Raw genomic sequence first — 25,041 nt, forward strand, 5'->3', positions numbered from 1 at the left:
AAATTATCGTGTATTATAAAGACATGTATAGCGAATGAATAGGAGAGATAAACGATGGAATTATCGGAAATTAAACGTAATATTGACGAATATAATAATAATCTAGCACAAATTAGGGGGTCTCTTTGACTTAGAAAATAAAGAGACAAACATTCAGGAATATGAAGAAATGATGACGGAACCAAATTTCTGGGACGACCAGAATAAGGCGCAAGAGGTTATTGATAAGAATAACGCGCTAAAGTCAGTCGTGAATGGTTACCGAGATTTAGAACATGAAGTCGAAGATATGATGGCGACATGGGAGTTGTTGCAAGAAGAATTTGATGAAGATATGAAAGCTGATTTGGAAGCTAATATTGATGCTTTCAAGGCTAAAGTCGACCAATTTGAGTTGCAACTATTATTAGATGGGCCTCACGATGCGAATAATGCGATTCTTGAATTACACCCAGGGGCTGGTGGTACAGAATCACAAGACTGGGCGAGTATGCTATTACGTATGTATCAGCGTTACGGTGAACAAAAAGGTTTCAAAGTTGAAACGGTGGACTATTTACCTGGTGATGAAGCTGGGGTGAAGAGTGTGACATTGTTAATTAAAGGACATAATGCCTATGGCTACTTGAAAGCTGAGAAAGGTGTGCATCGTTTAGTTAGAATATCACCATTTGATTCTTCAGGACGACGCCATACGTCATTTGCCTCTTGTGATGTCATTCCAGAATTTAATAATGATGAAATTGAAATTGAGATTAATCCAGACGATATTACTGTCGATACATTCAGAGCATCAGGTGCAGGCGGTCAGCATATTAATAAAACTGAATCAGCTATTCGTATTACGCACCATCCTTCAGGTATAGTGGTAAATAACCAAAATGAACGTTCCCAAATTAAGAACCGTGAAGCGGCAATGAAAATGTTAAAGGCGAAATTGTATCAATTAAAATTAGAAGAACAAGCGCGTGAAATGGCTGAAATTCGTGGAGAGCAAAAAGAAATTGGTTGGGGTAGTCAAATTCGCTCTTATGTCTTCCATCCCTATTCAATGGTTAAAGATCATCGTACCAATGAAGAAACGGCTAAGGTTGATGCAGTAATGGACGGAGATGTTGGACCATTTATTGAAGCTTATTTAAGACATACCATGGACAATAGTGAAGTATAATTTACTAGTTGGAAGGACAATAATCTAAGTGACTGACGGTTGATATTGCCTTGAAAAGGATGCGTTTAATTACTTTGTAATTATGTAATGATTTAAATTTCAATGTAAAGCACAAAGTTTATTGTTACTAAAAGGGCGAATAATAAATCATTCATGCGAGTTATTTAACCTTTATATTACAAGGCTTTAACAAAGCACTTTTATGATATGAGTTGTGATACAGTATAAAAAACAAGTATATCAATCAACAAAGGAATGACAGCATGAGAAATAAAACTTTAACTGTAACATTGGCTTCTATTGCAGCATTTGCCGGATTTAATGGATTAGCACATGCACAACAAACACACGTTGTGAAAGATACAATTTCAGTACAAGAACTTGCTCATCAATTCGCTACAACAACTAGTGAAATTCGTTCATTAAACAATATAACTACTAATCAAATCCAATCAGGCACACAAGTCGTCTTACCAGATAACGATATTATTGAAGTTAAACCTGGTGATACGTTGAATAAAATTGCATCAGCACATCACCTTACTTTAAATCAGTTATATGCCTTAAATCCAGGCTTAACATTATTAATTCATCCTGGAGATTTAATTGCAGTAAGTGAAAAGGGTGCTGCTAGTTTAGACAGTAACTTAGTAAATTATGTCGCAACATCTACTGTTTCAACTACTGATAATCAAGATGAAAAGTCTGTAGATGTTGAAACTGTAGCGAAACATACGGTGACTGATGTAGACGAACATAGTGAAGTTGCTCAGCTTGCTACAAGCGATGCTCATAAAGTAGATGTGACTGAAGCACCTGCGCCAGTAGATAACAGCTCTAATAAACAAAATGTAACTCATGCATCAGTTGCCTCAAGTGCAACAAAAGTACCGAGTACATTAAATGCACCAAAAGCGTCAAGTGCACCAAGCACGTTAGCAGTGAGTCATGCACATCATGCATCTACAAGTAAGGTGACGCATGTTGCGTCAAGTAGTGCACCAGTGAGCCATTCAACGCGCACAATTTCGAAACATTATACAGCACATCGCAGTACACCGGTATCACGTTCTTACAATTATAGATCAATTAAGAATCAAGGTAACCAATACTACTATGGAAATTGTACATACTATGCATTTAACCGTCGTCAACAACTAGGACGTTCGGTAGGCAGTTATTGGGGTAACGCGAATAACTGGGCTCACTCAGCTAGACACGCTGGATTGGCAGTCGATCATCGCGCTGAAGTCGGCGCTGTATTCCAAACGAACGCTGGTTATTATGGTCACGTGGGCGTAGTAGAACGTGTTAATCGTGATGGTTCTGTATACGTGTCAGAAATGAACTGGAACGGTCATTTTAATCATGTAACGAATAGAACAATTAGAAATACATCTGGCTATAATTTTATTCACTAGGAGAAATAGAGCTTAAGATATGTATTAAATGAAATGGTAATTTCTATTGAAAGAAGATAGAAATTACCATTTTTTGTATATCAATGGATATTGTGTCTAAATAATTACTAAAATTGATATTTTTCATGATACTGTTGATTGATATAATAAATAAAAGTATAATTTTTAGTTAATAAAGTATGGAGGTATGGCAATATGGGTGTTCATCAATATTTTAAAAGACTTTCAGATTTGGAAAAATTAATTCGGTTACCAGGTAAATTTAAATATTTTGAACATAATGTAGCTGCGCATTCTTTCAAGGTCACAAAAATAGCACAGTATTTAGCGACAGTTGAAGAGCATAATGGTAATACAATTGATTGGAAAAGTTTATATGAAAAAGCACTGAACCATGACTTTGCAGAGGTGTTTACTGGTGATATTAAAACGCCAGTAAAGTATGCTAGAACTGAGTTAAAAATGTTGTTTTCTCAAGTGGAAGAAGAAATGGTGGACACGTTTATAAATGAAGAGATACCTGAACCCTACCAAGATACTTATCGCAAACGTCTTCAAGAAGGAAAAGACGATTCGTTAGAAGGACAAATTTTATCTGTAGCAGATAAAATCGACTTATTATATGAAACGTTCGGTGAGATTCAAAAACGTAACCCAGAATCGCTATTTTTTGAAATATACGAACATAGTTTAGAAACAATTATGCAATTTGATCATTTAAGTTCGGTACAAGAATTTATCGATTATGTTATACCTGAAATGTTAACTGAGAACTTTATTCCAAGAGCAGAATTACGTGAAACTACGATGGCTATATTAAATCGAAGAAATGGGTGAAACAGATGATCTGGTACGCTTTAGCCGCATTTTTTCCCTGTGTATTAGTTGTTTTATTTAGTGTAATCACAAGAAGCAAATGGGTAGGCGTCATAGCAACACTAATTTTAATTGCTACATCAGTATATAAAGGTTTTTTTCATAATGAATGGATTATCTTTATCGATGTAGTGTCATTGTTAGCAGGTTATGTCATTGTTGATAGTCTTAAATTTCATAAGCAAGAAGATTAATAAGGTTAGAAACAGAACAATTGAACTACTTCATTAGTTGATTTATAGTGTAAATACACATGAAAGAGTGAAACAGATATAGCTATAACCTAAGGCTATCTATATATTGAAATTTAAGTTAAATAAAACGTACAGACAACCAAATAATTATAGGCATAAAATACAAACGTAAGCGAACAAACGTTTGTATTTTTATTTGGATTTTTGCTAAAATATTTGTAAGTAAGAATACTTTTCAAATAATAGGAAATAAAGTAAGAAAGTTAACATTGAGGAGGCGCTTGTCAGAATGGTAGAACACTACCCATTTAAATTGAATTCTGAGTTTGATCCAGAAGGGGACCAACCTCAAGCGATTGAAAAGATAGTTGAAGGCGTAAAAGAAGGTAAACGTCATCAAACACTATTAGGCGCTACAGGTACAGGTAAAACATTTACCATGAGTAACGTTATTAAAGAAGTCGGTAAACCTACATTGATTATTGCCCATAATAAAACATTGGCAGGCCAATTATATAGCGAGTTTAAAGAATTCTTTCCTGAGAACAGAGTTGAATATTTCGTAAGTTACTATGATTACTATCAACCAGAAGCTTATGTTCCTTCAACGGATACTTTTATTGAGAAAGATGCTTCTATTAATGATGAAATCGACCAATTACGACATTCAGCTACAAGTGCGTTATTTGAACGTGACGATGTCATTATTATTGCCAGTGTAAGTTGTATTTATGGTTTAGGTAATCCAGAAGAATATAAGGATTTAGTAGTGAGCGTACGTGCTGGTATGGAAATGGATCGTAGTGAGCTCCTTAGAAAATTAGTCGACGTACAATACTCAAGAAATGATATTGATTTCCAACGTGGGACATTTAGAGTACGTGGAGATGTGGTAGAAATATTCCCAGCTTCACGTGAAGAAATGTGCATTCGTGTAGAATTTTTCGGTGATGAAATTGACCGTATTAGAGAAGTCAATTATCTTACTGGAGAAGTTATCCGAGAACGTGAACATTTTGCGATTTTCCCTGCATCTCACTTCGTAACTCGAGAAGAGAAAATGAAAGTCGCTATTGAAAGAATTGAAAAAGAATTAGAAGAACGTCTTAAAGAGTTAAGAGATGAGAATAAATTACTAGAAGCACAACGACTAGAACAACGTACTAATTATGATTTAGAAATGATGCGTGAAATGGGATTCTGTTCAGGAATTGAGAACTATTCTGTCCACTTAACTTTAAGACCACCTGGTTCAACACCGTATACGCTATTAGATTACTTTGGCGATGACTGGTTAGTAATGATAGATGAATCACACGTAACATTACCGCAAATTAGAGGGATGTTTAATGGCGACCAAGCCCGTAAACAGGTATTAGTAGACCATGGGTTCCGTCTGCCAAGTGCGATGGATAACCGTCCGCTTAAATTTGAAGAGTTTGAACAAAAGACGAAACAACTTGTTTATGTATCAGCAACGCCAGGCCCATACGAACTTGAACATACTGATGAAATGGTTGAACAAATCATTCGTCCTACAGGATTATTAGATCCTAAGATTGATGTCCGACCAACGAAAAATCAAATTGATGACTTGTTAAGTGAAATTCAAGATAGAATCGATAAAAATGAACGTGTACTTGTAACCACGTTGACTAAAAAAATGAGTGAAGATTTAACGACTTATATGAAAGAGGCTGGCATTAAAGTCAATTACCTCCATTCTGAGATTAAAACGTTAGAGCGTATAGAAATTATTCGTGACTTACGTATGGGTACATATGATGCAATAGTAGGTATTAACCTACTTAGAGAGGGTATTGATATACCTGAGGTGTCATTGGTCGTTATATTAGATGCGGATAAAGAAGGTTTCTTGCGTTCAAACCGTTCACTTATTCAAACAATTGGTCGTGCTGCACGTAACGATAAAGGCGAAGTAATTATGTATGCAGATAAAATCACAGATTCTATGCAATACGCGATAGATGAAACGCAAAGACGTCGTGAAATTCAAATGGCTCATAATGAAAAATATGGCATCACGCCAAAAACAATTAACAAGAAAATTCACGATGTGATCAGTGCTACAGTTGAAAATGACGAAACAAATGAAAAACAACGTACTGAAGTACCTAAGAAAATGACGAAAAAAGAACGTCAAAAAACTATTGAAAATATAGAAAAAGAAATGAAACAAGCAGCGAAAGATTTAGACTTCGAACGAGCTACAGAATTACGAGATATGTTATTTGAATTAAAAGCAGAAGGGTGAAGCTGAATGAAAGGACCAAGTATCGTAGTAAAAGGTGCAAGAGCGCATAATTTAAAAGACGTAGATATTGAACTCCCTAAAAATAAATTAATTGTAATGACGGGTTTATCCGGTTCAGGGAAATCTTCTTTAGCATTTGATACGATTTATGCTGAAGGACAACGTCGTTATGTAGAATCATTAAGTGCTTATGCGCGTCAATTTTTAGGACAAATGGATAAACCTGATGTAGATACGATTGAAGGTTTATCTCCTGCAATTTCTATTGATCAAAAAACAACAAGTAAAAATCCACGTTCTACAGTGGCAACTGTTACAGAAATTTATGACTATATTCGCTTACTTTATGCGCGTATTGGCAAAGCTTACTGTCCAAATCACGGTATTGAAATCGAATCACAAACAGTTCAACAAATGGTTGATCGTATTTTAGAATTAGAAGAACGTACAAAAATCCAAATTTTAGCACCAGTTATTTCCCATAGAAAAGGTAGTCATGAGAAATTAATTGAAGATATTAGTAAAAAAGGTTACGTACGTTTAAGAGTTGATGGAGAAATCGTTGATGTTAACGAAGTACCAGATTTGGATAAAAATAAAAATCATACTATCGAAGTGGTTATTGATCGCCTAGTAGTGAAATCTGGTATCGAAACTCGATTAGCCGATTCAATTGAAACAGGTCTTGAATTAGCTGAAGGTAATATCACTGTTGATGTTATCGGGGGCGAAGATCTTAAATTCTCAGAAAACCATGCTTGTCCGATTTGTGGTTTTTCAATTGGAGAATTAGAACCAAGAATGTTTAGTTTTAACAGTCCTTTTGGCGCATGTCCTACATGTGATGGTTTAGGACAACGATTGACGGTCGACCTTGATTTAGTTATTCCAGACCAAAATAAAACTTTAAATGAAGGTGCCATCGAACCATGGGAGCCTACTAGTTCAGATTTTTACCCAACTTTATTAAAACGCGTATGCGAAGTATATAAAATCAATATGGACATACCATATAAAAAATTAACTGATAGACAAAAAGATATCTTAATGAACGGCTCTGGTGATAAAGAAATAGAATTCTCATTCCATAGTCGCAATGGGGACACACGCCGTAGAAAAATGAAATTCGAAGGCGTGCTACCTAACATTGACCGCCGTTATCATGAATCACCTTCAGAATATACACGTGAAGTAATGAGTAAATATATGACAGAACTTCCATGTGAAACCTGTCACGGTAAACGCTTAAGTAAAGAAGCGTTATCTGTATATGTGGGTGGCTACAATATCGGTGAAGTCGTTGAATACTCTATCGGTAACGCCTTGAAGTACTATGAAAGCATCGAATTATCAGAACAAGATAAGACGATTGCGAACCAAATTTTAAAAGAAATTTGTTCACGCTTATCTTTCTTAAATAACGTTGGATTAGAATATTTAACACTTAATCGTGCTTCAGGTACGCTATCTGGCGGTGAAGCTCAACGTATTCGTCTTGCGACACAAATTGGTTCTCGTCTAACAGGTGTCTTATACGTATTAGATGAACCATCAATTGGATTGCATCAACGTGATAATGACCGATTAATTAGTACCCTTAAAGAAATGAGAGATCTTGGTAATACCTTGATTGTAGTAGAACATGATGATGACACGATGAGAGCGGCCGATTATCTTGTAGATATAGGTCCCGGCGCAGGGGACCATGGGGGAGAAATTGTATCAGCAGGAACTCCGACAAAAGTGATGAAAGATAAAAGCTCACTTACTGGTCAATATTTAAGCGGTAAAAAACGTATCGATGTTCCTGAACATCGTCGTGAAGTGACTGACCGCAAGATTAGTATTAAAGGCGCACGTAGTAATAACTTAAAAGATGTAGACGTGGATATACCATTATCTGTGATGTCAGTTGTTACAGGCGTGTCTGGTTCAGGTAAAAGTTCTCTAGTGAATGAAGTATTATATAAATCACTAGCTCAAAAAATTAATAAATCTAAAGTTAAACCTGGTAGTTATGACAGTATTGAAGGTATTGACCAATTAGAAAAAATAATCGATATTGATCAATCTCCAATCGGAAGAACACCACGTTCAAATCCAGCAACGTATACAGGTGTTTTTGATAATATTCGAGATGTTTTTGCCCAAACCAACGAAGCTAAAATTCGTGGCTATCAAAAAGGGCGTTTTAGCTTTAATGTTAAAGGTGGACGTTGTGAAGCGTGTAAAGGCGACGGCATTATTAAAATTGAAATGCATTTCTTACCAGACGTTTATGTGCCTTGTGAAGTATGTGATGGGAAACGTTATAATCGCGAAACGTTAGAAGTGACATATAAAGGTAAAAATATTGCCGAAGTTTTAGATATGACAGTTGAAGAAGCGGCTTATTTCTTTGAAAATATTCCTAAAATTCACCGCAAATTACAAACACTTGTAGATGTGGGGTTAGGTTATATTACTTTAGGACAACAAGCCACTACATTATCTGGTGGTGAGGCTCAACGTGTTAAACTAGCCTCAGAATTGCACAAACGTTCTACTGGCCGTTCAATTTATATTCTAGATGAGCCTACTACTGGTTTACATGTTGATGACATAAGTCGTTTATTAAAAGTGCTTAATCGACTAGTTGAAAATGGTGATACAGTAGTTATTATCGAGCATAATTTAGATGTCATTAAGACAGCTGACCATATCATCGATTTAGGTCCTGAAGGTGGCGAAGGTGGCGGTACAATCGTGGCTACTGGTACGCCTGAAGAAATTGCAAAAGTAGAAGAATCATATACTGGTAACTATTTAAAAACAGTATTAGAACATGACAAGGTTGAATAATTGAATTATGATGCATGAATAGCTCACTTACAGAGAACGAGCACATTAAATATGAAATCATCTTGTTTAAGCAGTCTGAAACGATTTAGTGTTTCAGACTGTTTTTAATTTAAACGCCTTATGAGAAGGCAAATCGTTATAAATAAAAGACGATTTTTCATGTGTGCAAAGAGGTGAAGAAACAAATTAAAAATGAATTCACCTTTTTTATATAAATTATGAGTTTATTTTTGATATGATAATAGATGAATGAATTCAAGGGAAAATGTTGAGGTGAACTCATGTTAACGACTGAGAAATTAGTTAATTTATTAAATCTAGAATTATTTACCGGTAAAAATGGACTACATAAATCTATTAAAAATACCGATATATCTAGACCTGGTTTGGAAATGGCGGGGTACTTCTCTCACTATGCTGCAGACCGTATACAATTATTAGGTACTACAGAACTATCGTTTTACAATTTATTACCTGACGAAGAACGACATGGACGCATGCGCAAACTGTGTCGTCCAGAAACACCTGCTATTATTGTGACAAGAGGATTAGAGCCACCGCAAGAATTAATCGATGCTGCTCAAGAAATGGATACACCACTTATCGTCTCTAAAGATGCGACAACAAGCTTAATGAGTCGTCTAACAACATTCTTAGAGCATGAATTAGCTAAAACGACCTCTCTACATGGTGTATTAGTCGATGTGTACGGCGTAGGGGTATTAATTACTGGCGACTCTGGGATTGGTAAGAGTGAAACAGCACTTGAATTAGTGAAACGCGGGCATCGTCTCGTAGCCGATGACAATGTTGAAATCCGTCAAATTACGAAAGATGAGCTTATAGGAACTCCACCTAAACTTATCGAACATTTACTTGAAATTCGCGGTTTAGGTATTATCAATGTGATGACGCTATTTGGCGCGGGCTCAATTTTAACTCAGAAGCAAATTCGTTTAAATATTAATTTGGAAAATTGGGACAAAAACAAACTATATGACCGTGTTGGACTTCATGAAGAAACATTACAAATACTTGATACGGAAATTACTAAAAAAACAATTCCAGTACGTCCAGGACGAAATGTAGCAGTTATCATCGAAGTCGCAGCTATGAATTACCGTTTAAATATCATGGGTATTAATACTGCTGAAGAATTTAATCAACGCCTAAATGAAGAAATTTTAAGAAAAGGTCATCAAAGCAAGGAGAACTAATGAATGGTATTTAATTTAAATTATATTGATCCTACCGCATTTAATTTAGGTCCCTTATCAATAAAATGGTACGGGATTATCATTGCCGTAGGAATTCTTATCGGTTATTTTATCGCTCAAGAAAGTTTAAAATACGTAGGTTTACATAAAGACACACTCGTCGATATTATTTTTTATAGTGCCCTCTTTGGCTTTCTTATGGCACGTATTTATTTTGTTATTTTCCAGTGGCCATATTATATGGAGAATCCAGGTGAAATACCGAAAATATGGCATGGTGGTATAGCGATTCACGGTGGTTTAATAGGTGGATTTATAACTGGCATTATTGTATGTAAAATTAAAAATCTAAATCCGTTTCAAATTGGAGACATCGTTGCGCCGAGTATTATATTAGCTCAAGGTATTGGACGTTGGGGTAATTTTATGAATCATGAAGCACACGGTGGCCCAGTTTCAAGATCTTTCTTAGAAAACTTACATATCCCAGATTTTATTATCAATAATATGTATATTGAAGGGGTCTATTATCACCCTACATTTCTATACGAATCTGTATGGGATATTTTAGGTTTTATTATTTTAATTACTGTGAGAAAACACCTTCGAGTAGGTGAAACTTTCACACTTTACCTTATCTGGTATTCAGTAGGACGTTTCTTTATTGAAGGGTTACGAACAGATAGTCTAATGTTGACAAGTAATATTCGCGTTGCCCAATTAGTCTCAGTTATTTTAATTATAATCGGACTTGTTTTAATGGTTTATCGTCGCATGAAATATCAACCTCCAATTTATAAGACAGCGGGACCGTTGTCATGGTCAACTTCAAAAGGGAACGCGAAATAATGAGACGTTTATCTAAAGTAGGGAATCAGTCAATTAATCCTCTATGGCGTATTTATCACTTTGTGCGATTTTCAAAAGTCTTAAAGAATACGCTAATTATAGAAATTTGTCGTTTCTTACCGTCTCTACGTTTCAAACGTTGGGTGTATATCAACCTTTTGAAAATGAAAATTGGCAAGCACACGGCGATGGCCTATAAAGTTATGCCCGATATTTTTCATCCTCAGTTAATTTCAATTGGCAATAATTGCGTGATTGGTTATAATACTACAATATTAACTCACGAAGTATTAGTCGATGAGTATCGCAATGGTAAAGTAAGTATAGGAGATCAAACCTTAATTGGGGCGAATACGACTATCTTGCCAGGAATAAAAATAGGTAGCAGTGTCGTTGTGAAAGCAGGCACTGTAGTTTCTAAAGATATTCCAGACCACGCGATTGCATACGGAAATCCAATGCACATTCATTATAAATAGAAAAGAGGTGACAAAGCATGGCACAAAATAGCGATAAAATTATTTCAATGAAATTTGACGAAGATTTCTATCGTAAAATGGCAGATCAAAAGTATAGACAAGAAGATTTCAGTAAAGCAGCTGAATATTATAGAAAAGTGCTTGATTTGTCACCAGATGATTTTGATATAAAACTAAAATATACCTACTGTTTAAATAAACTTAATTTAGGTAGACAAGCTGAAAAAGTGTTCTACGAAAGCATTATTAATGAAGACAACGTAGAAGAAAGCTTTTACCAATTAAGCGAATTGAACATCGATCTTAATGAGCCAAACAAGGCATTCTTGTTTGGTATTAATTATGTGATTTTAACAGGGGATAAAGAATTTAGAGAAGAACTTGAAAAAACCTTCGAAGTTTCGTATATGAGTGAAGAAAAGATTGAATTAGAAGCCCAACTTTTCAGTATCCAACTTCTGTTCCAATATTTATTTTCTCAAGGGCGTTTAAAAGACGCGCGTACTTACATTCTGAACCAAGATGAAACGATTCAAAAACATCGTGTTATTCGCAATTTATTAGCAATGTGCTATTTATATTTAAGCGAATATTCGATTGCGAAAGAAATGTTTGAAGAATTATTAGCAGAAGACAACTCTGACGTTCATGCATTATGTCATTATACGTTATTGCTATATAATACGAACGAAACTGAAAAGTACCATAAATATTTAAAAATATTAAGCAAAGTTGTACCTATGAATGATGATGAAAGTTTCAAGTTAGGTATCGTACTAAGTTATTTGAAACAATATGAAGCGTCGCAACAAATCTTATTACCCTTATATAAAAAAGGTAAATTTGCATCCCTTCAAATGTTCAACGCGCTAAGTTTTAACTATTATTACCTTGGAAATAAAGAACAAAGTAAAGTATTCTGGGATAAATTATTACAAATTTCTAAAGTGGATGTTGGCTATGCACCATGGATTTTAGAAGAAAGTAAAGCAACATTTAATCAAAGAATACTCCCCCTCTTACAAGATGACGATAACCATTATAGATTGTACGGAGTCTTTTTATTAAATCAGTTGAATGGCAAGGAAATTTTAATGACTGAAGAAATATGGTCCATATTAGAAAATATGAATGATTATGAAAAACTATATTTAACTTATTTAGTACAAGGTTTACATTTGAATAAGCTTGATTTTATTCATCGAGGCTTAGTTAAATTATATGAAGCGGAAGACTTACCACAAGATACAGAGTTGTTCGTTAGTTGGATTGATAAAGGGGAAGCGTTGATTGCTAATGACATAGATTTAAATGAAGTTGAAAGATATGTAGCAGCGCATACGTACCTGTACCATCGATACTATAATAGTCATATCACTAAGAAAAAGATTATGGAATTGTTTAATGTTTCGCGTTACAAATTAGATAATGCGATTGACCAACTATTGAGCATATAAATTTAAGTATGTTTAAGAATAATATATAATGCCCATGATAATAAAAACGTAGGAGGCATAAAAATGACTGAAATAGATTATGATGTTGCGATTATCGGAGCAGGGCCAGCCGGTATGACTGCAGCAGTTTATGCATCACGTGCAAATTTAAGCACTGTTATGATTGAACGAGGCATGCCTGGTGGCCAAATGGCTAATACTGAAGAAGTTGAAAACTTCCCTGGATTTGAAATGATTACTGGTCCAGATTTATCTACAAAAATGTTTGAACACGCTAAAAAATTCGGCGCTGAGTATCAATATGGTGATATTAAGTCAATCGAAGATAAAGGCGACTATAAAGTAATTAACCTAGGAAATAAAGAAGTAACAGCAAGTGCTGTGATTATTTCAACTGGCGCTGAATATAAAAAAATTGGTGTCCCTGGCGAACAAGAACTTGGTGGACGAGGCGTAAGTTATTGTGCAGTATGTGATGGTGCCTTCTTCAAAAATAAAAATATCTTTGTTATCGGCGGTGGCGACTCTGCAGTAGAGGAAGGTGCATTCCTTACTAAATTCGCAGAAAAAGTAACTATCGTACACAGAAGAGACGAATTAAGAGCTCAAAAAATCTTACAAGATCGTGCCTTCAAAAACGATAAAATTGATTTCATTTGGAGCCATACTTTAAAATCAATCAATGATAAAGATGGTAAAGTAGGTTCAGTTACTTTAGTATCAACTAAAGATGCATCAGAACAAACGTTAGATGCTGATGGTGTATTTATTTATATTGGTATGAAACCATTAACTGCACCATTTACTAATCTAGGTATTACAAACGATACAGGTTATATTCTTACAGAAGATAATATGAGTACATCAGTACCTGGTATTTTTGCAGCTGGCGATGTAAGAGACAAAGGCTTACGTCAAATCGTAACTGCTACAGGTGATGGTAGTATAGCTGCGCAAAGTGCTATCGACTATATTGAAGAATTAAAAGATAAACAAGACGCATAAGACGTCATACGAGCTAGAATAAAGAGGTTAGGACGAAGAAACCTTGCTTTTGGGAGGCTATTAATTAGTTTTCTAGAGTATAAATGGTAAATGTCTCAATCTCATTTATTCTAGCTTTTTTCATGAAAATAAATAAATACGAAGAGTAACTAATTACGTTGATTTGAACATATGATATTATGAAAGTAAATAAAGAGAGATACATATACGATAATAATTTTAAGACTAACTAGGCGGTGGCATAATGATAAATCAAACTGAAAACGAAATGAGTAAAAGTGAATTATTAGTAGTAACTGGCTTGTCCGGAGCAGGAAAATCAGTCGTTATACAATGTTTAGAAGATATCGGTTTCTTTTGCGTGGATAACTTACCACCTATATTGCTCCCTAAATTTGTTGAATTAATGGAACAAGGGAATCCTTCTCTTCAAAAAGTTGCAATTGCCATAGATTTACGCGGTAAAGAGTTATTTAAATCTTTAGTCGATGAAATTGATGCAATAAAAAGCCGTAATGACGTCATTGTAGATGTGATGTTTTTAGAAGCTGATACGGAAAAATTAATCTCTAGATACAAAGAAACACGACGTGCGCATCCATTGAATGAAAATGGACAACAGTCACTTATCGATTCTATCGTTGAAGAAAGACAATTGCTTTCAAATATCCGCACTATCGCAAACTATATTATCGATACAACAAATATAAAGGTAAAAGATTTAAAAGAGAAAATTAAGAAAAAATTTGAAGATGAAAACTTCAAATCATTTAGCATTAATGTTACAAGTTTTGGATTCAAACATGGCATTCAAATGGACGCCGACCTAGTGTTTGATGTTAGATTTCTTCCTAATCCTTATTATGTAGAAGACTTGCGACCGATGACGGGGGAAGATGAAGCGGTTTATAATTATGTAATGAAATGGCGAGAGACAGAGATATTTTTTGAAAAATTAATGGATTTATTAAACTTTATGATACCAGGTTATAAAAAAGAGGGTAAATCACAATTAGTCATTGCGATAGGCTGTACCGGTGGTCAACACCGTTCAGTAGCCTTAGCCAAACGAATTGGCGAAGAGTTAGAAGAAATTTTTGACTATAATGTTTATGTCCATCATAGAGATGCGCATATCGAAAGTGGCGTGAAAAAATGAAACAATTAAAAATTGTGCTCATAGGCGGAGGAACCGGCCTATCAGTATTAGCTAGGGGTTTAAGAGAATACCCTATAGATATAACAGCAATTGTGACAGTAGCAGACGACGGGGGAAGTACTGGTAAAATCCGTAGTGAAATGGATATACCTGCTCCTGGAGATATAAGAAATGTAATTGCTGCTTTAAGCGATGCTGAACCTATTTTAGAAGAATTATTCCAATATCGTTTTGAAGAGCACCAAATTGAAGGGCATTCACTAGGTAATTTATTATTAGCAGCCTTAACTAACATTAAAGATGACTTCGGTCATGCAGTGAAAGAGTTAAGTAAAATATTAAATATTAAAGGTAAAGTGATACCTTCAACAAATACCAATGTAATGCTTAATGCCGTATTAGAAGACGGCGAAATTGTGAGCGGCGAATCTAAAATACCTAAGAAAAATAAAAAAATCGAGCGTGTATATTTAGAGCCCCCAAATGTTGAACCAATGGAAGAAGCAATTGATGCGTTAGAAGAAGCTGATTTAATTGTATTAGGACCTGGCTCTTTATATACGAGTGTCATTTCTAATTTATGTGTAAAAGAGATGTCTGATGCAATTTTAAATTCTCAAGCACCTAAATTATATATATCTAATATAATGACTCAACCAGGTGAGACAGCAGACTATGATGTGTTAGATCATATTCAAGCTCTTCATGACCATGCAGGAAAGGACTTTGTTGATTTCGTAATTTGCAGTGACGATAAATATGATGATGAAGTCCTAAAACGTTATGAAGAACGTCATGCGAAACCTGTTGAAATGAACGTAGATGAATTAACCGATAATAATATTAAAATTATTACTTCTAACAATTTGGTGGAAGTATCTGAGGAACATTTAGTCCGTCACAACACGAAAGTTCTAGCACAATTAATTTATGATTTAGCACTTGAATTAACAAGTACAATTCAATTTCAACCTAAGAAATAAATATTTCTTATGACGTGGTAAATTATGATAAGATATTAAGCATATGTCTATTAAAACTGAATTAACATAAATTAATGTATTAGAGATGTTAATTACATGTATTTATAACAATGATTAGAGAGGGAGGAATGTGTGATGAGTTTTGCGTCAGAGATGAAAAATGAATTAACGCGTATCGAAGTAGATGAAAGTAACGCTAAAGCAGAGCTTAGCGCATTAATACGCATGAACGGTGCACTCAGCCTATCTAATCAGCAATTTGTAATTAACGTTCAAACTGAGAATGCGACAACGGCAAGACGAATTTATTCATTAATTAAACGTGTATTTAATGTCGAAGTAGAAATATTAGTGCGTAAAAAAATGAAACTGAAGAAAAACAATATTTATATTTGTCGAACTAAAGTTCGCGCTAAGGAAATACTTGATCAACTTGGTATTTTGAAAAATGGAATTTTTGTACACGACATTGATGCCAGTATGATTACGGACGATGAAATGCGTAGAAGCTATCTACGTGGGGCTTTCTTAGCTGGTGGTTCAGTTAATAATCCAGAAACGTCATCGTACCATTTAGAAATTTTCTCACAATATGAGAATCACTCAGAGGGTTTAACTAAATTAATGAATAGCTATGGCTTAAATGCTAAACATTTGGAACGTAAAAAAGGCAGTATTGCTTATTTAAAAGAAGCGGAAAAAATCTCTGAATTTTTAAGTTTAATAGGTGGCTATCAAGCCTTATTAAAATTTGAGGACGTACGTATCGTTAGAGATATGAGAAACTCGGTTAATCGCTTGGTCAATTGTGAGACGGCTAATTTAAATAAGACAGTCAGTGCTGCGATGAAACAAGTTCAAAGTATCCAATTGATTGATCAAGAAATTGGTTTAGATAACTTACCAGATCGTTTGAGAGAGATTGCTAAATTACGCGTCGAACATCAAGAGATTTCTTTAAAAGAACTCGGTGAAATGTTATCAACGGGCGCCATCTCGAAATCGGGCGTTAATCATCGCTTGAGAAAGCTAAATGAACTTGCTGATAAATTGCGTAGTGGCGAGAAAATAGAATTATAGATAAACTACAAACACCTAAAATTTGGTTGTGTATCAATCCAATGTTTTGGGTGTTTGTTATTATAATGTTAGTTTGTAGCTAGCGACTTTTTAAGTCCCTGAAAATGAGTTTTAGATGGCGTGTTATTAATAGCAGATATAGAAAAAGCCCGTTGTTATGGGCTTTTGATTTTAACAATGTATTTAATTAGTATATAATAACCCCCTCGAGAGGAATCGAACCTCTATCTTAAGAACCGGAATCTTACGTGCTATCCATTACACTACGAGGAGCTAATTTGAAAACGTATTTCTGTACTATTTATTCATTTAAAAGTACAATTTATATGTATGTTTATAGTGTACAAAATATTTTTAATTTGAGTCAAATGTCCGAGAAAAAGGATAAGTTAAATTTTTGACCATTTTTGACTTTTGATGTAAAATACAATGTAACAGTTAATTATGAGGAGGAAATATAAATGAATTTAATTCCTACAGTTATTGAAACAACAAACCGCGGTGAACGCGCATATGATATTTATTCTAGATTATTAAAAGACCGTATCATCATGTTAGGTTCAGCTATTGATGATAACGTAGCAAACTCAATTGTATCACAATTATTATTCTTACAAGCTCAAGATTCTGAAAAAGATATTTACCTATATATTAATTCTCCAGGTGGTAGTGTCACAGCTGGTTTTGCAATCTATGATACGATTCAACACATTAAACCTGATGTACAAACTATTTGTATCGGTATGGCTGCATCAATGGGTTCATTCTTATTAGCTGCTGGTGCAAAAGGTAAACGTTATGCATTACCAAATGCTGAAGTAATGATTCACCAACCATTAGGTGGTGCTCAAGGTCAAGCTACTGAAATCGAAATTGCTGCTAATCATATTCTAAAAACACGTGAAAAATTAAATAGAATTTTAGCAGAACGTACTGGTCAAAGCATTGAAAAAATCCAACAAGACACAGACCGTGATAATTTCTTAACAGCTGACGAAGCTAAAGAATACGGTTTAATCGACGGAGTTATGCAACCAGAAGATTAATCATTAAAGATTGAAAAGAGGGAACGCAATCAATGTGTTCCCTCTTATTTTTTATTATTTTTTCGAAGTGTGTTTTAAAAATAATTGTATCGAAATAGCAAGTAATAGAATGCCTACAATAATAAAAGTAATAGACATCATTTTGATTACTACATTATTTTCAAAAGCAAAAATACCATTCAGGATAAGACATAAGCTTGCAATAATGAGTAATATATAAGTTAATTTGGAATCGTTCATAATTAGAACCTCTAGTATTAATCTTTAATTAAATCTTCGAGAGCCAGTTTTAAATTAGGATATTTAAATTTATAGCCTAATGCATCGAGTTTGTTAGGTAGTACTTTTTGAGTATCTAGCACAACGGTAGACATTTCTCCTAGAACGGCTCTCATTGCAAGTGATGGCGCCCATGTTTCATGAGGTTTATGCATTACGCGAGCAAGAGTGTAACCAAATAGATTTTGACGTTCAGGTAAAGGAGAAGCCATATTGAAAGGTCCACGTGCTGCTTGGTTATCAATTGTGAATAATATGGCTTGTACAAGGTCATCTATATGAATCCAAGAATACCATTGAGAACCAGAACCTAACTTACCGCCTACAAAGAATTTATAAGGCAATTTCATAGTTTGTAGCGCGCCACCGTCATCAGATAAAATCACACTAAATCTTCCTAGAATCACACGCGTTCCAAAATCTTCAAAGCCTTTAGCAAAACGTTCCCATTGATATACTACGTCTGATAAGAAATCAAATGGAAGTGTTTGGTATTTTTCGGTATAGGTATGATGAAGGCTAGGAGGGTAATAACCCATGGCACTTGCATTAAATAGGACATCAGGTTTATGTTGACGTTCGGCAAATAAGTTGACTAAAGCCTGTGTTGACTCAATACGACTCTTCATAATTAGTTGCTTGTATGAAGGTGTCCAACGTTTATTTAATGTTGCACCTGCTAAATTAATGACGATATTTATATCATTAGGTACTTGATCTTCCCAACCATCTTTTGACCAATTTATATAAGAAACTTTTGGTTCATCACTTTGTTTATCACTACGCGTTAAAATAGTGATATGCGCATCTTGTTTTTTTATTTCATTTACTAAATGGCTACCTACCATGCCTGTTCCACCAGTAATTAAATATTTTTTCATCTTTACACCTCTTTGTATTTAGTAAATTAAAGAAATATTGTGCTATAGTTTAGACTAGTTTTTGTTGTTCAAAAAATGTACAACGTTTAGTCAATAATATGTCAATTCCTAAGCTGTAAACCGGATTTAAATTTATGAGTGTTAAGTTATAATAGGGATGTACCTTCGCTATAGTTGTTTTTAACAACATTTAACTAACATGAGTATACCCCATAAAATACGTAAACGAAGGTCAATTTTGACTCCCTTTATTAGTAGCCCATGCGAGCATCGTATGGGCTTTTTACATATCTATTATAGTACTAAATGAAGTAGATTAAGAATAATATGATTGTAGGAATGAAAATTGCTAAAATTAACGTTAAATCAAATTTAGAAGTATTTTGATCATCGTTATTATCATTATATAACATCATTTCTCTTAATTTACTTTGCGGTATTTTTTCATCTTCAGTTATTTTTTCTGAGATATCTTTTGGCATCTATATCACACTCTCAAAATTAGGATAAAATATATTAAGATAATTAGTGTTTGTAATTACTTATGATGTTATCATATATAAGTGATTATATAGTAATTTCATCTTACGCCCTAAACTTTTTAATATTAATTTTAAGAGATTTACTGTAAAATAGTATGCTACATTCAGGGGACCATAAAAATGAATATCTAAAAGCGAGGTAGCTTATGTCTAAAAATAATAGAAATAGAGAAGACTATGAAGATCAAGATAAGAAAAAAATGAGCGGTATGTCTAAAATTGTTAGTACAATAATTGTACTTCTTCTACTTGTAGGATTAGCTTTTGCAATCTTTTCATTTGTAGATCATTCTAATAGATCAAGCGAACGGTTAAATAAACAAACGACTGAAGAACATAAAGATAAAAAAGATAGCGAAAAGAAAGATAAAGATAAAGAAGACAAAAAAACAAAAGAAGATAAAACTAAGGAAAATAGTGAGGAAAGTGCTGCCACTCAAGAAAACGTGACAAGACAACAAACACCTCAAACAGAACAACGTCAAACGCAACAGCGAACACCATCAACTCAAGAAAAAGCTACTAAACAATCATCACAAGAACCTCAACGTACAAAACAACCATCAACTGAAGAAAAGGCTACTACTCAAGAAAAAACAACAAAAGAAGCTAAAACAAGTGAAAAACAAACTCAAGAACAAGCGACAGAAGAAAAAGATGAAAATAATAGCAATAACAAAGGAAATCAAAGCTCTCAAGGTTCGCAAAGTAATCAAAGTAATAACTCAAAAGAAACACCTAAAGCTACTAATAACAATAATAACAGTAGTAGTTCTAATGAAAGACAGTCATCACAAAGTACTCAATCTACTCAACAAAAGAACACACAACAAACTCAACAAACCCAACAGTCTCAACAAAGATCTACAGCATCATCAACCCAACAGTCATCACAAAATAAAGCTTCAAACAATAGTTCAACACAATCACAAAATAACAACAGTTCTAATCAATAAGGAAATGAAAGAATATAAAATTAAAGAGGCTGAGCCATTAATATAAAAAATGGTTCAGCCTTTAGTTATGGCAGTAGTTGTCTGAAATGAAGATGCGTTCGAACCTCACTTTCTTTATTTCTAGTCAACCTTGCCGGGGCGGGACGACGAAATCTTTGAAATTACATTAGATTTCTGTCCCGCTCCCTAGATTTCTGTCCCTCTCCCGTTTATATTTATTCATTAGAATATCCAGTTAAGTAAAAAAGTTAAGATGATAGAAAGTAAAATTGAAATAAATATAGAAGAGAAGCAACCAAATGGGCAACCACAACCATATTGATATCTCATAGAATAATTTCCATTTCTTGATTCTTCATGATGATTAAAATAGCGGTCATCTTTATATCTTTGATCGGAAGGATCGATTACTTCGACCTCTTTACTATCTTCACGAGCCATCTCCTCAACCTCCCAATAGTATTAGTATTTAATTGTATGCCCAGATTAGAAAAAACTTAAAATTTTAATAAAAAGCATATCATATTAATTTTAGGGGTAAAGTTCTAAAATAAGAATCTTTTAACACTGGTAGGCAATCTTATAATAGGTGAATTATAATGTAAAAGAAAAAATTTACAGATAATTTTAAATATTAGAGTTTTTCTCTTGCATTTTCATTAACACAATAGTACTATTGCAAGTGTAAAGAGGTTAGATTTTGTCCCATCTGGGACGTTTTAAGTCAAACCAACTCAAGCCAAGTTTTAAACTATTGGTTACCTTTTAGATATAAAGGAGGAAGGTAGTAGTGAAAGACTTGATTAAAATTCAACAAAAGCTGATACCAGATTTAATAGAGAAAATGTATCGACGCTTTTCTATCTTAACTACTATCTCAAATAACCAGCCAGTAGGTAGAAGAAGTTTAAGTGAACACATGGATATTACAGAGCGGATTTTAAGATCTGAAACGGACATATTGAAAAAGCAGGATCTTATACAAGTTAAATCAACGGGTATGGAGATTACTGAAACAGGTACTGAAGTTTTAAGCCAACTTAACGAGTACTTCAATATGTATACCGATGATAATCAACTTTCTGAAGAAATTAAAACCGCATTTAATATTAAAGAAGTTCATGTCATACCTGGTGACGCAGATATTCAAGAAAATGTTAAATCCGAAATGGGGAGACAAGCTGGGCAATTGCTCGAAAGTATTCTCTATGAAGATGCAATTGTATCTGTTACAGGTGGCTCGACAATGGCTAACGTTAGCCGAGCAATGCATTTATTACCTTTCAATGTGTTCTTTGTTCCGGCACGAGGTGGCTTGGGCGAGAACGTTGTGCATCAAGCAAACACAATATCGGCTAGCATGGCTCAACAAACTGGTGGTTATTATACAACGCTATATGTACCAGATAATGTAAGTGAATCAACATATAATACATTGTTGATGGAACCTTCCGTGGCACATACATTAGATAAAATTAAACAAGCAAATATAACGATTCACGGTATCGGTGATGCGCTGAAGATGGCACGTCGTAGACAATCGTCTGATGAGGTGTTTGAGAAACTTCAACATCACCAAGCCGTAGCAGAAGCTTTCGGTTACTATTTTGATGCTCAAGGTAACGTAGTCTACAAAGTTAAGACAATCGGTTTACAACTTGAGGATTTAGAAACTAAGAAGTTTATATTCGCTGTTGCAGGTGGACAATCTAAAGGAGAAGCAATAAAAGCTTATCTAAAAATTGCCCCTAAAAATATGGTATTAATTACCGATGAAGCAGCAGCAAAAACAATATTAAATAAGTAATAAAAAGTTAATAGCTTTTTAAATATCATTTTAAAGGAGGCCATTATAATGGCAGTAAAAGTAGCAATTAATGGTTTTGGTAGAATTGGTCGTTTAGCATTTAGAAGAATTCAAGACGTAGAAGGTATTGAAGTAGTTGCAGTAAACGACTTAACTGACGACGAAATGTTAGCTCATTTATTAAAATATGACACTATGCAAGGACGCTTCACTGGTGAAGTTGAAGTCGTTGATGGTGGTTTCCGCGTAAATGGTAAAGAAGTTAAATCATATGAAGAACCAGACGCAAGCAAATTACCTTGGGGCGATTTAGATATCGACGTAGTATTAGAATGTACTGGTTTCTATACAGATAAAGAAAAAGCAGAAGCACACATTAATGCAGGAGCTAAAAAAGTATTAATCTCTGCTCCAGCTAAAGGTGACGTTAAAACAATCGTATACAACACTAACCACAGTGACTTAGATGGTTCAGAAACAGTTGTTTCAGGTGCTTCATGTACTACTAACTCATTAGCACCAGTTGCTAAAGTATTAAGTGATGAATTCGGTATCGTTGAAGGTTTAATGACTACTATTCACGCTTACACTGGTGACCAAATGACTCAAGACGGTCCTCATAAAAAAGGCGACAAACGTCGTGCGCGTGCAGCAGCTCAAAACATCGTACCTAACTCAACAGGTGCTGCTAAAGCTATCGGTAAAGTTATCCCTGAAATCGATGGTAAATTAGACGGTGGTGCACAACGTGTACCAGTAGCAACTGGTTCATTAACTGAAGTAACAGTTGTATTAGAAAAAGACGTTTCAGTTGAAGACGTTAACAATGCAATGAAAAATGCTTCAAACGAATCATTCGGTTACACTGAAGACGAAATCGTATCTTCAGACGTAGTTGGTATGACTTACGGTTCATTATTCGATGCTACACAAACTCGTGTAATGTCAGTAGGCGACCGTCAATTAGTTAAAGTAGCAGCTTGGTATGACAATGAAATGTCTTACACTGCTCAATTAGTACGTACTTTAGAATATTTAGCAGAATTATCTAAATAATTCAGAAGCCTAGTTAAATAAACTTGTGCTCGGTACGTTTGTACAAGGGCTCGTACGCTTGTACAAATCATTAAAATAAGGTAGCTTATGAGTAAGCGGGGAGCACTAACGTTTCTCCGCTTATTTTTATACTTATCATTCCTATTAGAGGAGGAAATTATAATGGCAAAAAAAATTGTTTCTGATTTAGATTTAAAAGGAAAAGTTGTTCTTGAACGTGCTGATTTCAATGTACCTTTAAAAGATGGTCAAATTACAAATGACAACCGTATTGTTCAAGCTTTACCTACTATTAAGTATATTCTTGAACAAGGTGGTAAATTGGTATTATTTTCTCACTTGGGAAAAGTTAAACAAGAAAGCGATAAAGAAGGTTTAACTTTAAAACCTGTTGCTGATGCTTTATCTGAAAAATTAGGTAAAGAGGTTACTTTCGTTCCTGAAACACGTGGAGAAAAATTAGAGTCTGCCATTAAAAATCTAAACGAAGGCGATGTATTATTAGTTGAAAATACACGCTTTGAAGATTTAGATGGTAAAAAAGAATCTAAAAATGACCCAGAATTAGGTAAATATTGGGCATCATTAGGCGACGTATTCGTTAACGATGCTTTCGGTACAGCTCATCGTGAACATGCTTCAAACGTAGGAATTTCTACTCACTTAGAAACAGCTGCTGGCTATTTAATGGAAAAAGAAATTAAATTCATCGGTGGCGTTGTTAATGACCCACAAAAACCAGTTGTTGCTATTTTAGGTGGCGCTAAAGTTTCAGATAAAATTGGCGTAATCAAAAATCTAGTAAACATTGCTGATAAAATCCTTATCGGTGGCGGTATGGCGTATACTTTCTTAAAAGCACAAGGTAAAGAAATCGGTTTATCACTTTTAGAAGAAGATAAAATCGACTTTGCGAAAGAATTATTAGAAAGTAACGGCGATCAAATCGTTCTACCAGTAGATGCTAAAGTAGCTAAAGAATTCTCTAATGATGCTAAAATTACTGAAGTTTCAATTGATGATATTCCAGCTGATCAAGAAGCTATGGATGTTGGTCCTAAAACAGTTGAATTATTCTCTAAAGAATTAGAAGATGCTCACACTGTTGTTTGGAACGGACCTATGGGTGTATTTGAATTCAGTAACTTTGCTCAAGGTACAATTGGCGTATGTAAAGCCATTGCGAACCTTAAAGATGCGACTACTATTATTGGTGGTGGCGACTCAGCAGCAGCTGCAATTTCATTAGGTTTCGAAGATGACTTTACACACATCTCAACTGGTGGCGGTGCGTCATTAGAATACCTTGAAGGAATTGAATTACCTGGTATTAAAGCTATTAATGATAAATAATTTTCACTTTGAAAATATGGACGTTTCCGTCTGCATTTTCACGGGAAAATGTAATAAACAAGCAAGATAGTTAAACAAACTTTAAGAAATATACTGTAACAAGGTACTATTCGC

At 34.4% G+C, this 25,041-nt stretch carries 23 protein-coding genes and 1 tRNA gene; 19 read left to right on the forward strand and 5 right to left on the reverse strand.

Translation table 11 applies throughout. From position 1 onward, the window contains the following. Positions 1 to 54 precede the first annotated feature (54 nt). The 14 genes from prfB to whiA all read left to right on the forward strand — a co-directional run bounded on the left by prfB (position 55) and on the right by whiA (position 17,007). A protein-coding gene (gene prfB / locus HS848_RS01160; protein WP_198610970.1) for a peptide chain release factor 2 occupies positions 55 to 1,171 on the forward strand; the annotation gives its coding sequence in 2 pieces (ribosomal slippage) (positions 55 to 126 and positions 128 to 1,171; 1,116 coding nt in all). A gap of 263 nt (positions 1,172 to 1,434) precedes the next feature. Next, positions 1,435 to 2,592 carry a CHAP domain-containing protein gene (locus HS848_RS01165; RefSeq protein WP_198610971.1) on the forward strand — a complete coding sequence of 386 codons (1,158 nt, stop codon included), beginning with the start codon at positions 1,435 to 1,437 and terminating at the stop codon, positions 2,590 to 2,592. A gap of 195 nt (positions 2,593 to 2,787) precedes the next feature. Then, entirely contained in the window at positions 2,788 to 3,429 is a 642-nt protein-coding gene (locus HS848_RS01170; protein WP_103165454.1) for a YfbR-like 5'-deoxynucleotidase, read from the forward strand. A gap of 5 nt (positions 3,430 to 3,434) precedes the next feature. Beyond that, positions 3,435 to 3,662, forward strand: coding sequence for a CsbA family protein (locus HS848_RS01175; protein ID WP_107507490.1), 228 nt, complete (start codon positions 3,435 to 3,437; stop codon positions 3,660 to 3,662). A 289-nt stretch (positions 3,663 to 3,951) separates the two neighbouring features. Beyond that, positions 3,952 to 5,937 (forward strand): excinuclease ABC subunit UvrB, encoded by a 1,986-nt coding sequence (gene uvrB, locus HS848_RS01180; protein WP_198610972.1) that lies wholly within the window; start codon positions 3,952 to 3,954, stop codon positions 5,935 to 5,937. Positions 5,938 to 5,943: 6 nt separating this feature from the next. Then, positions 5,944 to 8,778 (forward strand): excinuclease ABC subunit UvrA, encoded by a 2,835-nt coding sequence (gene uvrA / locus HS848_RS01185; RefSeq protein WP_198610973.1) that lies wholly within the window; start codon positions 5,944 to 5,946, stop codon positions 8,776 to 8,778. A gap of 281 nt (positions 8,779 to 9,059) precedes the next feature. Next, positions 9,060 to 9,995 carry an HPr(Ser) kinase/phosphatase gene (gene hprK, locus HS848_RS01190; RefSeq protein ID WP_107507493.1) on the forward strand — a complete coding sequence of 312 codons (936 nt, stop codon included), beginning with the start codon at positions 9,060 to 9,062 and terminating at the stop codon, positions 9,993 to 9,995. A 3-nt stretch (positions 9,996 to 9,998) separates the two neighbouring features. Further along, the gene (gene lgt / locus HS848_RS01195) at positions 9,999 to 10,844 is read left to right on the forward strand and encodes a prolipoprotein diacylglyceryl transferase (protein ID WP_198610974.1); all 846 of its coding nucleotides are present in this window, start codon (positions 9,999 to 10,001) and stop codon (positions 10,842 to 10,844) included. Further along, positions 10,844 to 11,323 carry an acyltransferase gene (locus HS848_RS01200; RefSeq protein ID WP_198610975.1) on the forward strand — a complete coding sequence of 160 codons (480 nt, stop codon included), beginning with the start codon at positions 10,844 to 10,846 and terminating at the stop codon, positions 11,321 to 11,323. The genes lgt and HS848_RS01200 overlap by 1 nt, the downstream gene beginning before the upstream one ends. Before the next feature lie 17 nt (positions 11,324 to 11,340). Further along, positions 11,341 to 12,780 (forward strand): tetratricopeptide repeat protein, encoded by a 1,440-nt coding sequence (locus HS848_RS01205; protein ID WP_107507496.1) that lies wholly within the window; start codon positions 11,341 to 11,343, stop codon positions 12,778 to 12,780. A gap of 63 nt (positions 12,781 to 12,843) precedes the next feature. Beyond that, positions 12,844 to 13,785 carry a thioredoxin-disulfide reductase gene (trxB, locus tag HS848_RS01210; RefSeq protein ID WP_198610976.1) on the forward strand — a complete coding sequence of 314 codons (942 nt, stop codon included), beginning with the start codon at positions 12,844 to 12,846 and terminating at the stop codon, positions 13,783 to 13,785. Between the two features lie 244 nt (positions 13,786 to 14,029). Beyond that, positions 14,030 to 14,944, forward strand: coding sequence for an RNase adapter RapZ (gene rapZ / locus HS848_RS01215; protein WP_107507498.1), 915 nt, complete (start codon positions 14,030 to 14,032; stop codon positions 14,942 to 14,944). Beyond that, the gene (locus HS848_RS01220) at positions 14,941 to 15,927 is read left to right on the forward strand and encodes a gluconeogenesis factor YvcK family protein (RefSeq protein WP_198610977.1); all 987 of its coding nucleotides are present in this window, start codon (positions 14,941 to 14,943) and stop codon (positions 15,925 to 15,927) included. The genes rapZ and HS848_RS01220 overlap by 4 nt, the downstream gene beginning before the upstream one ends. 135 nt (positions 15,928 to 16,062) lie before the next feature. After that, positions 16,063 to 17,007 (forward strand): DNA-binding protein WhiA, encoded by a 945-nt coding sequence (gene whiA / locus HS848_RS01225; protein ID WP_107507500.1) that lies wholly within the window; start codon positions 16,063 to 16,065, stop codon positions 17,005 to 17,007. 201 nt (positions 17,008 to 17,208) lie between these two features. Here the strand turns inward: whiA and HS848_RS01230 are convergent. Further along, positions 17,209 to 17,280: transfer RNA gene (locus HS848_RS01230), tRNA-Arg, on the reverse strand. A gap of 188 nt (positions 17,281 to 17,468) precedes the next feature. On the opposite strand from HS848_RS01230, the gene clpP reads away from it, so the two are divergent. Beyond that, positions 17,469 to 18,053, forward strand: a complete 585-nt coding sequence (clpP, locus tag HS848_RS01235) for an ATP-dependent Clp endopeptidase proteolytic subunit ClpP (protein WP_103167584.1) — start codon at positions 17,469 to 17,471, stop codon at positions 18,051 to 18,053. Between the two features lie 54 nt (positions 18,054 to 18,107). Here the strand turns inward: clpP and HS848_RS12665 are convergent, their stop codons facing one another. The 3 genes from HS848_RS12665 to HS848_RS01245 all read right to left on the reverse strand — a co-directional run bounded on the left by HS848_RS12665 (position 18,108) and on the right by HS848_RS01245 (position 19,695). Further along, entirely contained in the window at positions 18,108 to 18,293 is a 186-nt protein-coding gene (locus HS848_RS12665; protein WP_232806048.1) for a hypothetical protein, read from the reverse strand. Between the two features lie 17 nt (positions 18,294 to 18,310). Then, positions 18,311 to 19,213 carry a TIGR01777 family oxidoreductase gene (locus HS848_RS01240; protein ID WP_198610978.1) on the reverse strand — a complete coding sequence of 301 codons (903 nt, stop codon included), beginning with the start codon at positions 19,211 to 19,213 and terminating at the stop codon, positions 18,311 to 18,313. Between the two features lie 302 nt (positions 19,214 to 19,515). Then, on the reverse strand, positions 19,516 to 19,695 hold the full coding sequence (locus tag HS848_RS01245) for a hypothetical protein (RefSeq protein ID WP_198610979.1): 180 nt from the start codon (positions 19,693 to 19,695) through the stop codon (positions 19,516 to 19,518). Between the two features lie 206 nt (positions 19,696 to 19,901). Here HS848_RS01245 and HS848_RS01250 point away from each other — a divergent pair, with 206 nt between their 5' ends. Continuing rightward, entirely contained in the window at positions 19,902 to 20,711 is an 810-nt protein-coding gene (locus HS848_RS01250; protein WP_198610980.1) for a DUF4887 domain-containing protein, read from the forward strand. 222 nt (positions 20,712 to 20,933) lie between these two features. Here HS848_RS01250 and HS848_RS01255 read toward each other — a convergent pair whose 3' ends face one another. Continuing rightward, positions 20,934 to 21,152, reverse strand: coding sequence for a hypothetical protein (locus tag HS848_RS01255; RefSeq protein WP_107507505.1), 219 nt, complete (start codon positions 21,150 to 21,152; stop codon positions 20,934 to 20,936). A gap of 349 nt (positions 21,153 to 21,501) precedes the next feature. Between HS848_RS01255 and HS848_RS01260 the strand changes: the two genes are divergently transcribed. From HS848_RS01260 to HS848_RS01270, 3 genes are all read left to right on the forward strand, one after another. After that, the gene (locus tag HS848_RS01260) at positions 21,502 to 22,518 is read left to right on the forward strand and encodes a sugar-binding transcriptional regulator (RefSeq protein WP_198610981.1); all 1,017 of its coding nucleotides are present in this window, start codon (positions 21,502 to 21,504) and stop codon (positions 22,516 to 22,518) included. A 48-nt stretch (positions 22,519 to 22,566) separates the two neighbouring features. Next, complete coding sequence (gene gap / locus HS848_RS01265) at positions 22,567 to 23,574, forward strand: type I glyceraldehyde-3-phosphate dehydrogenase (RefSeq protein ID WP_103167577.1); 1,008 nt, start codon at positions 22,567 to 22,569, stop codon at positions 23,572 to 23,574. A 162-nt stretch (positions 23,575 to 23,736) separates the two neighbouring features. Continuing rightward, positions 23,737 to 24,927 (forward strand): phosphoglycerate kinase, encoded by a 1,191-nt coding sequence (locus tag HS848_RS01270; RefSeq protein ID WP_198610982.1) that lies wholly within the window; start codon positions 23,737 to 23,739, stop codon positions 24,925 to 24,927. Positions 24,928 to 25,041 lie beyond the last annotated feature (114 nt).

Source organism: Staphylococcus caledonicus, from assembly GCF_016238465.1.
In the GTDB taxonomy this organism is placed as follows: Bacteria; Bacillota; Bacilli; order Staphylococcales; family Staphylococcaceae; genus Staphylococcus; species Staphylococcus caledonicus.

Excerpts from the sequence above, each read along its gene's own strand:
- HS848_RS01200 (WP_198610975.1), top strand. The coding sequence starts at position 10,844 with ATGAGACGTTTATCTAAAGTAGGGAATCAGTCAATTAATCCTCTATGG.
- gap (WP_103167577.1), top strand. The coding sequence starts at position 22,567 with ATGGCAGTAAAAGTAGCAATTAATGGTTTTGGTAGAATTGGTCGTTTA.
- HS848_RS01255 (WP_107507505.1), bottom strand. The coding sequence starts at position 21,152 with ATGGCTCGTGAAGATAGTAAAGAGGTCGAAGTAATCGATCCTTCCGAT.
- HS848_RS01245 (WP_198610979.1), bottom strand. The coding sequence starts at position 19,695 with ATGCCAAAAGATATCTCAGAAAAAATAACTGAAGATGAAAAAATACCG.
- HS848_RS01220 (WP_198610977.1), top strand. The coding sequence starts at position 14,941 with ATGAAACAATTAAAAATTGTGCTCATAGGCGGAGGAACCGGCCTATCA.
- HS848_RS01250 (WP_198610980.1), top strand. The coding sequence starts at position 19,902 with ATGTCTAAAAATAATAGAAATAGAGAAGACTATGAAGATCAAGATAAG.
- HS848_RS12665 (WP_232806048.1), bottom strand. The coding sequence starts at position 18,293 with ATGAACGATTCCAAATTAACTTATATATTACTCATTATTGCAAGCTTA.
- whiA (WP_107507500.1), top strand. The coding sequence starts at position 16,063 with ATGAGTTTTGCGTCAGAGATGAAAAATGAATTAACGCGTATCGAAGTA.
- HS848_RS01170 (WP_103165454.1), top strand. The coding sequence starts at position 2,788 with ATGGGTGTTCATCAATATTTTAAAAGACTTTCAGATTTGGAAAAATTA.
- HS848_RS01205 (WP_107507496.1), top strand. The coding sequence starts at position 11,341 with ATGGCACAAAATAGCGATAAAATTATTTCAATGAAATTTGACGAAGAT.
- lgt (WP_198610974.1), top strand. The coding sequence starts at position 9,999 with ATGGTATTTAATTTAAATTATATTGATCCTACCGCATTTAATTTAGGT.
- uvrB (WP_198610972.1), top strand. The coding sequence starts at position 3,952 with ATGGTAGAACACTACCCATTTAAATTGAATTCTGAGTTTGATCCAGAA.
- HS848_RS01240 (WP_198610978.1), bottom strand. The coding sequence starts at position 19,213 with ATGAAAAAATATTTAATTACTGGTGGAACAGGCATGGTAGGTAGCCAT.
- HS848_RS01165 (WP_198610971.1), top strand. The coding sequence starts at position 1,435 with ATGAGAAATAAAACTTTAACTGTAACATTGGCTTCTATTGCAGCATTT.
- HS848_RS01270 (WP_198610982.1), top strand. The coding sequence starts at position 23,737 with ATGGCAAAAAAAATTGTTTCTGATTTAGATTTAAAAGGAAAAGTTGTT.
- trxB (WP_198610976.1), top strand. The coding sequence starts at position 12,844 with ATGACTGAAATAGATTATGATGTTGCGATTATCGGAGCAGGGCCAGCC.
- HS848_RS01175 (WP_107507490.1), top strand. The coding sequence starts at position 3,435 with ATGATCTGGTACGCTTTAGCCGCATTTTTTCCCTGTGTATTAGTTGTT.
- rapZ (WP_107507498.1), top strand. The coding sequence starts at position 14,030 with ATGATAAATCAAACTGAAAACGAAATGAGTAAAAGTGAATTATTAGTA.
- hprK (WP_107507493.1), top strand. The coding sequence starts at position 9,060 with ATGTTAACGACTGAGAAATTAGTTAATTTATTAAATCTAGAATTATTT.
- uvrA (WP_198610973.1), top strand. The coding sequence starts at position 5,944 with ATGAAAGGACCAAGTATCGTAGTAAAAGGTGCAAGAGCGCATAATTTA.
- clpP (WP_103167584.1), top strand. The coding sequence starts at position 17,469 with ATGAATTTAATTCCTACAGTTATTGAAACAACAAACCGCGGTGAACGC.